The following is a 13681-nucleotide window of genomic DNA, read 5'->3' as shown; positions in this document are numbered from 1 at the left end:
TATAAAAACTAAAGGCTTCCAAAATTTGGAAGCCTTTTTATATTTTTAAAAGATATTTAATTACAAATCAAATTTAATTCCTTGTGCCAAAGGAAGATTCGTTGTATAATTAATCGTATTTGTTTGACGTCTCATGTAGATTTTCCAGGCATCAGAACCAGATTCACGTCCGCCTCCAGTTTCTTTTTCACCACCAAAAGCACCGCCAATTTCAGCTCCCGAAGTTCCGATGTTTACATTCGCAATTCCGCAGTCAGAACCTGTTACAGATAAAAATCTTTCTGCTTCACGTAAATTGTTGGTCATAATTGCAGAAGATAATCCTTGCGCCACTCCATTTTGAAGTTCAATTGCATTATCAACATCACCAGAATATTTAATCAAATATAAAACCGGAGCAAAAGTTTCGTGCTGTACAATTGCAAAAGAATTTTCAGCTTCAGCAATTGCAGGTTTTACGTAACAGCCGCTTTCGTAACCTTCGCCTGAAAGAACTCCGCCTTCAACCAAAATTTTTCCACCTTCAGCAACTACTTTATTTAAAGCTATAGCATATTGTTCAACAGCATGTGTATCGATAAGCGGTCCAACATGATTATTTTCGTCAAGCGGATTTCCGATTCTTAATTGTTTGTAAGCTGCAACTAAAGCATCTTTTACTTTATCATAAATACTTTCGTGAATAATCAATCTTCGTGTAGAAGTACAACGCTGACCTGCAGTTCCTACAGCTCCAAAAACAGCTCCAATAACGGTCATTTTAATATCAGCATCCGGAGTCACAATAATTGAATTATTCCCTCCTAATTCTAGTAACGATTTACCTAATCTTCCGGCAACGGTTTGTGCAACAATTTTTCCCATTCTGGTAGAACCTGTTGCAGAAATTAAAGGAATACGAGTATCTTTTGTCAACAACTCTCCTATTTTATAATCACCGTTTATCAAACAAGAAATTCCTTCCGGAAGATTATTTTCTTTGATAACCTGAGCAATAATATTTTGGCAGGCAATTCCGCAAAGAGGTGTTTTTTCAGAAGGTTTCCAAACGCAAACATCTCCTGAGATCCAAGCTAAAGCAGTATTCCAAGACCAAACTGCAACCGGAAAATTAAATGCAGAAATAATTCCAACAACTCCTAATGAATGATATTGCTCATACATTCTGTGGCCTGGTCTTTCAGAATGCATTGTTAATCCGTGTAACTGACGAGACAAACCAACAGCAAAATCACAGATATCGATCATTTCCTGAACTTCTCCGTAACCTTCCTGCAATGATTTTCCCATTTCATAAGAAACCAATTTACCAAGAGCTTCTTTATTTTGACGTAATTTTTCTCCAAACTGACGCACGATTTCTCCACGCTGTGGTGCAGGAATTAATCTAAAAGTTTTGAATGCCTCAGTTGCTGAACGCATTACTTTTTCATAATCTTCAAGTGTTGAAGTTTTTACAGATGCAATTAGTTTTCCGTCTACAGGTGAAAAACTATCTAAAATTTCTCCCGATGAAAAGTTCTCTACTCCAGTTGAAGTTCCTTCGTTAACCAGTTTAATTCCTAGTTTTTCCAAAGCTTCATTCATGCCAAATTGTGATGCTATTGTTGTCATTGTAACTTTTTTAGTTAAAATTGTTATATTTTTTCATGTAAAGATATTGTTTAGAGTTGAATATATCAAATAGCAAAAATAATTTCGTCTTATTTTTTGTTTTTTCGAATTATTACAAATAGCAATGCAACCAAAAGAAAACATAATCCAGACAAAACATAAATAATTATCTCTTTTCTATTAATTTCTTCTTCAAATGAATTTTTAACTAAAGCTGTTTGATATTCAATATCATTCTGAAATTTAATAATTTGAATTTTGTTGCTCTTTTTAGATTCTTCATATAATTTCCCTAATTCTTCTAACTCAATTTCTTTTACATTTTGTAATAAGTCAGTTCTTGAACATATAGAACAACCTAAAGCATTGTAGTCTCTCTTAGCGTAAATCAGATATTCTTTTCCAATATCAAAATAATAATCACAGGATCCAGAACTTACTGCTAAAATTGTTTTTAGATTATTTCCTTGAAAAATTCCTCCTTTGTAGGTTTTAGATATTTTAATCGTAAAAGCATACATTCTTTGACCATATTCAGAATACAACAAACTATCTACTTTTAACACTTTTCCAATAAATACCTGATCTGCTAATTTCCAGTTTTCCTGAATAGATGGTTTTTCAGAGCAATCACAGCAATAAGCATTTAAAGTAATTAAATTTAAAAACAGAAAAATAAATAACTTTTTAAACATATAGAGGTTCTTTGTAATCAAAGTAAATTTAGCGTTATTTTACAAGTATTAACGCAAAGCGATCCTGATTTATTCGGTAAATTTGATGAAATTTGCATTTCTAAAATTATAAATATGACCAATTTCAGTCGGCTTTTGCTTTGTTTTGTCTTAGTTTCATTTAATGCTTTTTCTCAAAAAGAACAAAAATCTTCTTTCCAGATTGTTCCTTTAGGAATAAAAGGCGGAATCGACGAAAAAAATCTTTCGGCTTATTTAATAGCTCTCGTAAACACAAAAGATTTTGTTTGTCTGGATGCTGGAACTGTAAATGCCGGAATTGAAAAAGCAATTGAAAACAAAGTTTTCAAAGTTTCGACCAGCGAAGTTTTACGAAAATATATAAAAGGATATTTGATTTCGCATGCACATTTAGATCACGTTTCTGGTTTGATCATCAACTCTCCTGCTGATTCTTCTAAAACAGTTTACGCAACTGAAAAATGTATGGAAATGATGGAAAATCATTATTTCAACGATCAAACCTGGGCTAATTTTGGAGACAAAGGCGTTGGATTTCCGTTGAAAAAATATCATTTTCAAACTTTAAATTTAGGCGAAGAAACTCCTCTTTCAAATACAAAAATGACGGTTAAAGCTTTTCCTTTAAGTCATGTAAATCCATTTGAAAGCACCGCTTTTTTAATTAAAAATGAAGATAATTATGTTTTGTATTTAGGAGACACAGGCCCTGATTCTGTAGAAAAAAGCGATAAGTTAAAAGCTCTGTGGACAGCGGTTGCGCCTTTGGTTCAAAGCAACCAATTAAAAGGTATTTTTATTGAAGTTTCATTCCCAAATGAACAGCCGGACAAGTTTTTATTTGGACACTTAACGCCAAATCATTTAATGACTGAACTTCATGTTTTGGAAGAATTAGCCGGAAAAGGTTCTTTGAAGAATTTCAAAATCATTATTACGCATTTAAAACCACCAGCTAAAAATATTACTAAAATTAAAGAGCAGTTGAAAACCCAAAATGATTTAGGATTGAAGATTATTTATCCTGAACAAGGGAGAAAAATTGGGTTGTAGATCAAATGATTTTTTTTCTTTTCAATTCCAATAACATCTCTTCATGAGTAATAAAATTACCATTTTTTAAATCTTCTTTTCCTTGTTTAATTTCTGCTTTTAAGTGTGACAAGAAATTCTCTTCTGAAGTATTATCTATATTGGGATTGGAATCTTCTTCTTTTCTTAAATCTTTCATAATCTTATTAATATTTATTTTGTTGGAATAATACCTAACAGGTTTTAAAAACCTGTTAGGATAAAAAAACTATTTTTTAGCCGTAAACCTCGGATCAGTTTCCATTATGGTTCCGCAATTATTGCAAGTTCTTAATTCTTCTGAATTGTAGAAATGTTCGAAATGAGGAAGAAAATCTTTTTCGATGTTATGCAGTTCAAAATATACTTCGTAAAGTTTGTGATTGCAATTATCGCAATGCCAAAGTAAACCATCTGTATAACCTTTCCCGGCACGTTTTCGCTCAATTACTAATCCTATTGAACCTTCGGAACGAACTGGAGAATGTGGAATTTTAGCAGGATGTAAATACATATCTCCCGCATTTAATTCCATTTCTTTACGTTCACCGTCTTCCTGAATTACAACTTTTATACTTCCTTCTAATTGATAAAAAAGTTCTTCGGTTTCGTTATAATGATAATCTTTTCGTGCATTTGGTCCGGCAACAATCATTACAATATAATCGCCTGAATCAACATATAGATTTTTATTTCCAACTGGTGGTTTTAGTAAGTGTCGGTTATCTTCAATCCATTTTGTTAGATTGAATGGTTTTGCTATAGCCATTTTTTTTCAGAATTTATGAAAAGCTAAGGTAGTGAAAAGTATTCAGTAAACAGTCGCAGTCTCAGTATTCAGACTGAAAACTGAGACTGAAAACTGTGATTTATTTTATCTCTCGTATTAAATAAATATAAACCGGAAAATGATCACTAAAACCTGCTTCGGTTAAAGTATTTCTTAACGGATATCCTTTATATTTTCCGGAAGTTTGAATTAAATAAGGTCGATTAAAGATTCCTGCTTTCCAGAATTTAAAACTTGAAAAATCAGGTTCAATAAAAGATTTGGTCATTATGATTTGATCAAAAATATCCCAGGAATCTCTAAACGCTAAAGTTCCCATTCCTTTTTCTGCCATTTCTTCGAATGGATTATAAACCCCAAATTCTGGAACGTCTGCTTTTTTTGCTTTTGCACCTAATTCGGTTTTTATACTTTTGTTAAAAGGTCCGTCGTTTAAATCTCCCATTGTAATGACTTTTGCCATTGGATTTATCTGTTGAAGAGAATCTATAATTTTTCGATTTAGTCTTCCTGCTGCTTCACGAAACGGACTGCTTGCTTTTTCTCCGCCAGATCTCGATGGCCAGTGATTGACAATAATGTGAATTTCTTCATTGTCTAAAAAACCTGTTACTAAAAGCTGATCTCTGGTAAAAACTCGGTTTTTAGTATCTATTTTAATTTCAACATCGCCTAAATCTTCATTTTTATCTTCCTGAATAATCGGTTTGTTTTTGTAAATCAACAACGGAATATTAGCATAAGAAGTCGGCCTGAAATATTTCTTTTGATACAGAAGCGCTACATCGATTCCGCGTTGATCGGGAGAATCAAAATGGATAATTCCGTAATCGTAAGGTGCTATTTTTTCTTCTTTAATTAAATCTTCAAGAACACCGCGGTTTTCAACTTCAGAACAGCCTATTAAAGTAGGCGCATTAGAATTTTCAGGAGTTCCAATTTCAGAAATCACTTTGGAAAGATTTTTCAGTTTTTGTTTGTATTTTTCTTCTGTCCAGTGCTGAGCTCCATTTGGAGTCCATTCGTCATCATTTGTACTGGCATCATCATAAATATCAAAGAGATTTTCGAAATTATAAAAGACTGCGGTATGAATTACATATCTTTTAGATTGTGCATTTGATAGAGAAATTATAAAAAAGGCGAGTAAACAAAAGTGAAATTTAATAATTTGCATAACTTTAAAAATTTAAGTGCCCAATTTAAATAAATTGTAAGAATTTTCAACAATTTAATTGAGTAAATAATTTATATTTGTTAATCTTAACATTCAAATAAGCAAAAGAAACTATGAAAAGCTTCCTTACTATCACAAAATATTTTAATGGTGCTAAACTGGCATTTCTTATTTTTGCTTTACAATCATTTACCTGTCAATCCCAACAAATCATGATAACACCACCTTATTTACAAAAAGGAGATACCGTAGCACTTTTGGCAACAGCCAGAAAAAATATCGACGACAATTTAAAACCAACTATAGATTTACTTAAAAGCTGGGGTCTGGAAGCTGTTGTTGGAAGTTCAATTGGATTAGATTATCATCAATTAGCCGGAACAGATGAACAGCGTGCTGCCGATTTTCAAAAGCAATTGGATAATCCGAATATAAAAGCAATTTGGTGCGTTCGAGGCGGTTACGGAACTGTTAGAATGCTGGATCTATTAGATTTTACAAAATTCAAACAACACCCAAAATGGGTTATCGGTTTTAGTGATGTTACGGTTTTGCACAACCATTTAAATACGATGGGGTATAAATCTATTCATGGTGTTATGCCGGTTACGATTCCGCGTGCTACTCCGGCGGCTATTAGTTCAATGAAATCGAGTTTGTTTGGCGAGCCTCTTTCCTATTCTATTGAACCAAGCAGTATGAATCGTTTTGGTAAAGCAACTGGTGAATTAGTGGGTGGAAATCTTTCTATATTATACAGTTTATTGGGTTCTCCTTCTGCAATTGACTGCAAAGATAAAATCTTGTTTATTGAAGATTTAGATGAATATCTGTATCACATTGATCGTATGATGATGAATTTAAGACGTAACGGCTGTATCGAAAACCTTAAAGGAATTATCATTGGCGGAATGACCAAAATGAAAGATAACGAAGTTCCGTGGGGGAAAAATGCTTTAGAAATTATTGATGATGTAACCAAAAAATACAATATTCCTGTAATTTTTAATTTTCCGGCCGGGCATATTCAGGATAATCGCGCTTTAGTTATGGGAAGTACAATTTCTATTGATGTAAATGCATCAGGAAGTACGGTTACTTTTCAGAAATAATATAAATTACCCTATTTCTTAAGTTTAAGAAAAAATACCACATTATAAAATCTCGCAAAGACGCGAAGTCGCAAAGTAAATTTAAACTTTGCGACTTCGCGTCTTTGCGTGCAAAAAACTTTATCATTAAAATTCAAATCTGAAACTTGAAAAACTTTAAACCTGAAACAAAAAAACATGGCAGAACATAATGAACTTGGTAAAAAAGGAGAAGAACTAGCGGTAGAATATCTGGAGCAAAATGGTTATGAAATTTTAGACCGAAACTGGGTTTTTCAAAAAGCAGAAATAGATATTATCGCTCAAAAAAATGATGTTCTGGCAATCGTCGAAGTAAAGACAAGATCGAGTTTAAATTTTGGTTCTCCGCAGGATTTTGTGAAGCCAAAAAAAATTCAACTTCTAATAAAAGCAGTAAATGCCTACATAAACTATAGGGAAAAGGATTTTAATGACGAATTAAATATCCGTTTTGACATCGTTGCGATCCATAAAAACGGGGAATCATTTGCAATTGAACATCTTACTGACGCTTTTTATCATTTTTAACATAATTTTTTCTTGTTATAATTGTAACAAATTGTTTTTTTATTTATATTTGCATAGATTTATAACATCAAATTAACTAAACCACACCAATTAAGTTACAAAAAAAAAAGAAAAAAAAATTATGAAAACCGTTTCTTCCATCGTCGAAAATTACATCAAAACGAAACCATTTCTCTTAAACGCTTTATCTCTTGGGATTATTAACCTGACTTCTCTTTCTCGGAACATTATGACTGAGTTAGAAAATGAATTTGGCAAAGAAGTAAAACAAGGCGCTGTTGTAATGTCGCTGAAGCGATTGACTGAAGAATTAGATTTTAAATTAAACCACAAAATCAATAAGGTAATCAAGAATATTGGCGAAATCACAGTTAGATCTGAGTTGACAGATTACACTTTTGCAGCTTCTGAAACTGTATTAAATAAACAAGCCGATTTAATTTCTGATATCAATGCTTTATCTGATATTTTCTATACCTCATCCCGTGGTGTAAATGAAACGAATATTGTAGTAAGCAGCAGTGTAAATCATTTAGTGGAGAAACACTTTATGAGAGAAAAACTAATTCAGAAATTAGATAACCTTGCTTCTATTACGGTAAAATTACCAAAAGAAAACATCGTTGTTCCTGGTATTTATTACTTCATTTTCCAGCGTTTAGCTTGGGAAGGAATTATTATTAATGAGGTAATTTCGACTTCAAACGAATTTACAATTCTTGTTGGAGAAGATCAGGTTGATGTTGCTTTTAAAGTAATTAAAGATTTGAAAAACTAATCACACAAAATTTAATTTTTACATCTTAAATAAATTCAATTTTCAATAATCCTTTTGTCTTTCTCAAAAAAAGATAAAAGGATTTTTTTACAAATTAGTGTTTTTATTTTTCAAGCACTTTTATTCCAAATAAGAATATTCTCAAAAAACACAGCTCATTATAGTTAATTTTTAAAATTTTAGCCAAAAACTTATCAACTTGATAAAAAGGGTTTTACTACCGTATTTACTGAGATTTTATTGAAAATAAATCACAAAAAACCGAATTAAGTTTATTTTACCATTATTTGCTGCGAATAATATTTTTATATATTTGCTAACCACTCAACGCATTAGAGTATCGATTTTGATAGTATCGTAATATAATTAGATTTAAATACAAACTAATTAATTTAATGTTGGAAGCCAAAGACTATAGCGACAAATTATTGGTAAGCGAATTAAAAAATGGCAGCGAAAAAGCTTTTCGTTCCCTTTTTGATTTGTATTATCAGGATATTTATGGCTACAGCATTAGTTTATTAAAATCAAAAGAAGCTGCCGAAGAAAATGTACAGGATGTTTTTATGAAAGTCTGGCAGCATCGGGAAAACCTAAACTTAGAACAATCTTTTAAAGCGTATATTTTTACCATTGCCAGAAATCAGGCTTTTAATACCTTGAATAAAGCAGCAAATGATTTGGTTTTAAAAGAAGCTATTTTTTATGAAAGTCAAAAATCACATGAATATGGAGATTACTCCATTCGGGAAGAAGACTGTAAAAAACTTCAAAAACAAGCAATGAAACAATTACCGCCAAAGCGGAAACAAATTTTTAAAATGTCACGAAAGAAAGGCATGAGTTACGAAGAAATTAGTCAGGAACTCGGCATCTCTATAAATACTGTCCGGAATCAAATGAGTAAAGCATTAGAATCAATGCGAGTCTTTTTTCAGGTTCATGACGAGATTATCTAACCAAAACCAATTTTTAACCAATTAAATCACTCTTTCCGGGTGATTTTTTTTTGAATTATCCTGAAAATCTCCTTACTATTAAGAAGGTTAAAAAAACATTCAAAATAATTAAATATTGTTTACCAATTTTTACATCTTTTTTAAATAACTGTATTATCAGAAATGGTATTAAGATTAGCTTAAATTTTATAAATACTTATTATCTTCAAAATCAAATAATTTCGAATTCGACTATTTATTAAAAAAAAGAATTCATTTTTTGCTTCCACTCCTTCCTCCTCATCAAAATATTCTCCAATTTTAGATATAAATTTGAAGTACTCTATTGATTGATTTAATTCACATAATATAATCTCGTCAATCTCATCTAATCGATAAATTCTAGATTCTAGATTTAATTCTTGGATTTCTAATAAATATTCATTGTTTATCTCATCAAATCTTTTTACAAAACCTGGAAGTAAAACCATCATAAAATCAATATTTTTCAATAAATAATTATCAAGCGAAATAGTTAATCCTTCATTAAATAAATCTCTTTTTAATAAAAATTTTGTACTATCAAAATCTTTAAGTTTTATCTTTTTTTCAAAATCAATAATTAATTCATGTACTGTTGTTTTATTAAGAATTTCAATTTCCTCATTATTGCTATTAAATTTATTAATTAAGCGCATTAAGGCAGTATATTGTTCTGGATAATGTTTCATTGTATATATTTCCAATGCTTTACAAACTGGGCGCTGTTTCTTGTACACTCCTAATAGGTGTAAATAAGTTTTATTAGGGATTTTATCAAAATCTGCAAAACCAAGATATTCATTATCTTTAGGCGTTTCTGGAAACAAAAAATCAATTTTTTGATTAGATTGATTTGCAAATTGATAGAACAACACCTGCTCAAAAAACAGATTAAAATATTGTCCTTCTATGTTAGGCCAAACTCTGATATTATTATCAACAAATTCAATACTTTTTTTACAATATTTTTGAAAAAAATCAATATTGTTTCCTCCTATAATCCCCATGTTGCAAGCAAAATTGCTTTCACCGTCACTATATTTCTTTAATTCGTCAGGCATAAAACGAAGATGGGGATAAATTACCTCCCAGTGTTTACGATAATATGAAGTTGTCAACTCTAAATTTTGCGTTATTAAACCTGAATTTTTAAATTTTTCATTCAAAGATTCCCAGACATATACATCTCCATCAACATGAATAAATGGTTCTTTTTGCATTTCGAAAGTTTTAACTTTTGAAACTGCCCATAAATCTTTAGGATAATTATTTATTTCATCTAATAAAACATGCACTTTTGTATATGGCAATTTCAATTCTTCAATTAAAATTTTATATCCGAATTGATCTGTATACAGTTCAACCTCATCGTGATAATTTACTAATTGATGACAACTCAAAATCCAACTAAGCCAATTATACTTATACGAATACCATCCAGCATCATTTGCAAAATTTGTTTCATTTCCTGACCAAAAACTTTGTATTATTTTCATATAAAAAAATTGTCTTCAATAATTTCATTAACATAATAAGGCAAAAAACTTCTATCATATTCAGCTGGATATGGATAACCATTAATAAAAATAGCTGGTGTATAATGATAATTATTTATTATACACCAGTCATTAATATTTTCATATGTACTATCAATCTCTATAAGATTTATATTAGAAAGGCTGTATGTTTTTTTCCATTTTTCCATGTCTTTTTCTTCAAACCAATAAGACAATGCTTCTAAAAAAATCTGCTCATTATGACTAAAATAAAGACTTAGCAAAATTCTAAAAAATTCTTTTTTCTCATCACTCTCAAAATTCATATTTACCTTAATCAAAAATTTGACTTGTAAACTATGGCTGTTTTTTTTTAAAATTTCATTAATAATTTTATGTACGTTTTCACAATGATTACAAAAAGGGTTTGTAATAACTGTAATAACTGTTTTGCTTTTCTGATTCCCTACAACAATTGGAGAAGACAGAAGTTTTTCTTTATTTTTCGATAATAGATTATTTTTAAAGACTTTATAATTTCTAAGAAAACGATTCGCTTTCAGTTGAAATTCTTTTAATTCTTTAAAACTTGTAAGTATACCTTTTGTCAGAAACCAAACATATGCTATAATAATAAAAAATGCAAAAAAAAGACTTGACTTAAACGATATATAAAATCTTTGACTTGTGTTAATTATTAATAAGTAAATTAATTCTCCTAATAGAATTCCAATAATGATTAAACATATTGAGCACCATTTTTTTTCTATATTTTTTTGATAATACAATGAAATCACAATTGCAGGAATTGTCGCATAAAGAAAAATATTTTGGATCAATAAAAAATTATTTGATTCTCCGATAAATATTGAAATCATCAATCCAAAAACCTGAGTACTAAAAAAAACAATACTTAAATCGCTAAAATTAATAATCTTAAAAAATGTCCATTTATTTGATTTAAAAACAGTTTCACAATCAATATTACTAGTGATAGTACAAAAAGCATCTATAGTTTGACTTTTTATTCCAAACAAATCCTTTAAAGCAAATAGTGAAAATAAAAACCCAATAATGGAAAATCCAAAAAGTAATATGCTTTTTAAATCTATATTATAAAGAAATAACCAACCTAAAAATAATAATGGCAAGAAAGGTAACAACCGAATAAAATTATTTCTTTTTACTTTATCTAATTCTGATTCCTGAATTAAAAGAACAACATTCAACCATTTCTGTGTTAATTCAGTTTTTGATAAAAATTTTGTTTTTTTGTTTTCTAGATAAAAATAATCTTCTCCCTTCTTTTCTATAAAACATAGATGTTGATCTTGTTTCTCTCCCTCTAAAAGAGCAATAAAATAATTGGGCAGCAAATCTAATTCTAAAGCAGAAACATGGATTGAACCACTTTCAATATCAAAAAAATTTAAAGTATCGACTATTGATAAAAGAGAAGGATAATCTGGATGAGATTGTATCTGAAAAACAAATTCCGATTTGTCTATATAGACATTTTGCTTTTGAAGATAGTAAAAAAAGGAATCAAACTCTTTATGCATATTAATAGAATGTTTTTTAAACCTATGTATCCTTAAACTAAGAGACTATAAATAAAAAATCACTACCTGTTAAAATTAAAGATAGTGATTTTTCTAAAAAATTATTAACCTCCATGTCCTTCACAAGCTATTCTTTGTTCAGGAAAATTAGGATTACAAAGACCAAATATACGTGGCTCTCCAGTATATGGATCCGGTCCAATGCAAAGTCCTTGCCAACAAGTGTGACCACAACCACCCTTAATTAATCTCATTTCATCTCTAGATAATGCATCTTTAACATCTTTTAAACTAATTTTTTTCATCTTTAAATGGTTTTTAAATTATTATATAGGTTAGATAACGTAAATACAATACTACAAATTATTTTTAAAACTTTTAACAAAAGAGTTTGATTTTTAATTGATTATAAACATTATTTGGAAATATTTTTCATGCTTAGTTTAAGAACTAAAATTTATATAAGATTTTTAACTGAAGTTGAAATTGTAAAAATTTAAAATTTTACAACGTTTGAGTAGTACTAAAATAGTTTTCAACTGTATTATATTCAGAACACCCTCTAAAAACAATTCGTAATGAATTCAAATTCTGAAATAAAAAGTCTTTTACAAAAGTTTGTTTTAAACCAATGCACGCCCGAAGAAATAAATGAGGTTGTTGCTTATTATAAAAAAAATCAACTTACGGAGGATTTTCCAACTGTAGAAGACATTCAAAATCTTCTTGGCGAAATGCCGAAAATGGACAAACAAACTGCTGATGATATTTTCATGAATATCCTATCAGCTTCAAAAGAAGAAGAATCTGTAATTGAAATGCCAGAGAGAAGATCAAATTTCAGAAAATATATTTCGATTGCTGCTTCTGTAATTGTTTTACTGGGAATTGGTTTCTTCTATAAACAAAATCTTTCAGACAAACCTGCTGAACCAAAATTCGATTTTAAAAGTTCTGACATTGTATTACAGTTAGAAAATGGCGAAACGCAGATTTTATCAGAGCATAATTCGGCACAAATAAAAGATGCTAAAGGAAATATTGTTGGAAATCAAAGCGGAGATAAAATTGCTTATGAAAACAGTTTAGATCCAGAAAAATTAGTTTACAACACGATTAAAATTCCATATGGTAAAAAATTCCGTCTTCAATTATCAGATGGAACTATGGTTCACCTAAATGCGGGAACGACATTAAAATATCCTGTAAAATTTATCGCTGGAGAAAGCAGGCAAGTATTTCTTGATGGAGAAGCATTTTTTGATGTTGCAAAAGATAAAAAACACCCTTTCATTGTAAATGCTGACGAATTGAATGTTCGAGTTCTGGGAACACATTTCAACGTTTCTAATTATCCTGAAGACGCTGCAACAGATGTTGTTTTGGTTGAAGGTTCTGTTGGAATGTATCAGTCAAACGAAGAATTTGATGCTTTAAAAAACACCATTTTAAAACCTGGCTTTAAAGGAAGTTTCAATAAAGAAAATGCTAAAATTTCGACTAAAGCGGTTATTACGGATATCTATACTTCATGGATAAACGGCGGACTGACGTTTAGAAATATGACTTTCAAAAATATTATTACAAAACTGGAAAGACGTTACAATGTTACTATTGTAAATAAAAATGAAAAACTGGCAAACGAGAAATTCAATGCCAGCTTCAGCGATGAATCTATTGATAAAGTGATGAGTTATTTCAACGACATTCACGGTATCAATTACACCATAAAAAACGATCAAATACTAATTAAATAACCACTAAAACCAATGAAAATTTATGAAGAACTAAAATTACAGGAATAAAAAAATCGGAAAGAGCTGCGAACAATTTCCG

The 13681-nt window shown here is 30.0% G+C and carries 14 protein-coding genes; 6 read left to right on the top strand and 8 right to left on the bottom strand.

Annotation, left to right across the window (positions count from 1 at the left end; translation table 11 throughout):
* Positions 1 to 60 precede the first annotated feature (60 nt).
* Entirely contained in the window at positions 61 to 1614 is a 1554-nt protein-coding gene (gene amaB, locus NLJ00_RS06530) for an L-piperidine-6-carboxylate dehydrogenase (protein WP_256636644.1), read from the bottom strand.
* An 89-nt stretch (positions 1615 to 1703) separates the two neighbouring features.
* Complete coding sequence (locus NLJ00_RS06525; protein ID WP_256636643.1) at positions 1704 to 2309, bottom strand: hypothetical protein; 606 nt, start codon at positions 2307 to 2309, stop codon at positions 1704 to 1706.
* Positions 2310 to 2423: 114 nt separating this feature from the next.
* Here NLJ00_RS06525 and NLJ00_RS06520 point away from each other — a divergent pair, with 114 nt between their 5' ends.
* Entirely contained in the window at positions 2424 to 3383 is a 960-nt protein-coding gene (locus tag NLJ00_RS06520; protein WP_256636642.1) for an MBL fold metallo-hydrolase, read from the top strand.
* 1 nt (position 3384) lies between these two features.
* Here the strand turns inward: NLJ00_RS06520 and NLJ00_RS06515 are convergent, their stop codons facing one another.
* The 3 genes from NLJ00_RS06515 to NLJ00_RS06505 all read right to left on the bottom strand — a co-directional run bounded on the left by NLJ00_RS06515 (position 3385) and on the right by NLJ00_RS06505 (position 5368).
* Entirely contained in the window at positions 3385 to 3561 is a 177-nt protein-coding gene (locus NLJ00_RS06515; protein WP_256636641.1) for a hypothetical protein, read from the bottom strand.
* A gap of 69 nt (positions 3562 to 3630) precedes the next feature.
* Complete coding sequence (locus NLJ00_RS06510) at positions 3631 to 4170, bottom strand: 3-hydroxyanthranilate 3,4-dioxygenase (RefSeq protein ID WP_256636640.1); 540 nt, start codon at positions 4168 to 4170, stop codon at positions 3631 to 3633.
* A 100-nt stretch (positions 4171 to 4270) separates the two neighbouring features.
* Entirely contained in the window at positions 4271 to 5368 is a 1098-nt protein-coding gene (locus NLJ00_RS06505) for an endonuclease/exonuclease/phosphatase family protein (RefSeq protein ID WP_256636639.1), read from the bottom strand.
* Positions 5369 to 5580: 212 nt separating this feature from the next.
* On the opposite strand from NLJ00_RS06505, the gene NLJ00_RS06500 reads away from it, so the two are divergent.
* The 4 genes from NLJ00_RS06500 to NLJ00_RS06485 all read left to right on the top strand — a co-directional run bounded on the left by NLJ00_RS06500 (position 5581) and on the right by NLJ00_RS06485 (position 8766).
* The gene (locus tag NLJ00_RS06500) at positions 5581 to 6480 is read left to right on the top strand and encodes a S66 peptidase family protein (protein WP_256637460.1); all 900 of its coding nucleotides are present in this window, start codon (positions 5581 to 5583) and stop codon (positions 6478 to 6480) included.
* 177 nt (positions 6481 to 6657) lie between these two features.
* A complete protein-coding gene (locus NLJ00_RS06495; RefSeq protein WP_256636638.1) occupies positions 6658 to 7029 on the top strand; it encodes a YraN family protein in 372 nt (123 codons plus the stop codon).
* Between the two features lie 121 nt (positions 7030 to 7150).
* Positions 7151 to 7807: a hypothetical protein gene (locus NLJ00_RS06490; protein WP_012023298.1), complete on the top strand. Its 657-nt coding sequence runs from the start codon at positions 7151 to 7153 to the stop codon at positions 7805 to 7807.
* A 395-nt stretch (positions 7808 to 8202) separates the two neighbouring features.
* Positions 8203 to 8766: an RNA polymerase sigma factor gene (locus NLJ00_RS06485; RefSeq protein ID WP_053471565.1), complete on the top strand. Its 564-nt coding sequence runs from the start codon at positions 8203 to 8205 to the stop codon at positions 8764 to 8766.
* 179 nt (positions 8767 to 8945) lie between these two features.
* Here NLJ00_RS06485 and NLJ00_RS06480 read toward each other — a convergent pair whose 3' ends face one another.
* The 3 genes from NLJ00_RS06480 to NLJ00_RS06470 form a co-directional block, all read right to left on the bottom strand.
* Positions 8946 to 10283, bottom strand: coding sequence for a DUF6734 family protein (locus tag NLJ00_RS06480; protein WP_256636637.1), 1338 nt, complete (start codon positions 10281 to 10283; stop codon positions 8946 to 8948).
* Entirely contained in the window at positions 10280 to 11845 is a 1566-nt protein-coding gene (locus NLJ00_RS06475) for a vitamin K epoxide reductase family protein (protein ID WP_256636636.1), read from the bottom strand. The genes NLJ00_RS06480 and NLJ00_RS06475 overlap by 4 nt, the downstream gene beginning before the upstream one ends.
* 104 nt (positions 11846 to 11949) lie before the next feature.
* On the bottom strand, positions 11950 to 12150 hold the full coding sequence (locus tag NLJ00_RS06470) for a hypothetical protein (RefSeq protein WP_256636635.1): 201 nt from the start codon (positions 12148 to 12150) through the stop codon (positions 11950 to 11952).
* Positions 12151 to 12423: 273 nt separating this feature from the next.
* Between NLJ00_RS06470 and NLJ00_RS06465 the strand changes: the two genes are divergently transcribed.
* Positions 12424 to 13602 carry a FecR family protein gene (locus NLJ00_RS06465; RefSeq protein ID WP_256636634.1) on the top strand — a complete coding sequence of 393 codons (1179 nt, stop codon included), beginning with the start codon at positions 12424 to 12426 and terminating at the stop codon, positions 13600 to 13602.
* Positions 13603 to 13681 lie beyond the last annotated feature (79 nt).

It is taken from the genome of Flavobacterium panici (assembly GCF_024499525.1).
GTDB lineage: Bacteria > Bacteroidota > Bacteroidia > Flavobacteriales > Flavobacteriaceae > Flavobacterium > Flavobacterium panici.
The sequence above is the reverse complement of the archived record's forward strand: the minus strand, read 5'-3'. Positions and strand labels throughout refer to the sequence as shown.

What these genes read in the sequence shown, in the direction of transcription:
- NLJ00_RS06475 (WP_256636636.1), bottom strand. Translation starts at nt 11,845, where the DNA reads ATGCATAAAGAGTTTGATTCCTTTTTTTACTATCTTCAAAAGCAAAAT.
- NLJ00_RS06515 (WP_256636641.1), bottom strand. Translation starts at nt 3,561, where the DNA reads ATGAAAGATTTAAGAAAAGAAGAAGATTCCAATCCCAATATAGATAAT.
- NLJ00_RS06500 (WP_256637460.1), top strand. Translation starts at nt 5,581, where the DNA reads ATGATAACACCACCTTATTTACAAAAAGGAGATACCGTAGCACTTTTG.
- NLJ00_RS06505 (WP_256636639.1), bottom strand. Translation starts at nt 5,368, where the DNA reads ATGCAAATTATTAAATTTCACTTTTGTTTACTCGCCTTTTTTATAATT.
- NLJ00_RS06480 (WP_256636637.1), bottom strand. Translation starts at nt 10,283, where the DNA reads ATGAAAATAATACAAAGTTTTTGGTCAGGAAATGAAACAAATTTTGCA.
- NLJ00_RS06510 (WP_256636640.1), bottom strand. Translation starts at nt 4,170, where the DNA reads ATGGCTATAGCAAAACCATTCAATCTAACAAAATGGATTGAAGATAAC.
- NLJ00_RS06495 (WP_256636638.1), top strand. Translation starts at nt 6,658, where the DNA reads ATGGCAGAACATAATGAACTTGGTAAAAAAGGAGAAGAACTAGCGGTA.
- NLJ00_RS06470 (WP_256636635.1), bottom strand. Translation starts at nt 12,150, where the DNA reads ATGAAAAAAATTAGTTTAAAAGATGTTAAAGATGCATTATCTAGAGAT.
- NLJ00_RS06465 (WP_256636634.1), top strand. Translation starts at nt 12,424, where the DNA reads ATGAATTCAAATTCTGAAATAAAAAGTCTTTTACAAAAGTTTGTTTTA.
- NLJ00_RS06525 (WP_256636643.1), bottom strand. Translation starts at nt 2,309, where the DNA reads ATGTTTAAAAAGTTATTTATTTTTCTGTTTTTAAATTTAATTACTTTA.
- NLJ00_RS06490 (WP_012023298.1), top strand. Translation starts at nt 7,151, where the DNA reads ATGAAAACCGTTTCTTCCATCGTCGAAAATTACATCAAAACGAAACCA.
- amaB (WP_256636644.1), bottom strand. Translation starts at nt 1,614, where the DNA reads ATGACAACAATAGCATCACAATTTGGCATGAATGAAGCTTTGGAAAAA.
- NLJ00_RS06520 (WP_256636642.1), top strand. Translation starts at nt 2,424, where the DNA reads ATGACCAATTTCAGTCGGCTTTTGCTTTGTTTTGTCTTAGTTTCATTT.
- NLJ00_RS06485 (WP_053471565.1), top strand. Translation starts at nt 8,203, where the DNA reads ATGTTGGAAGCCAAAGACTATAGCGACAAATTATTGGTAAGCGAATTA.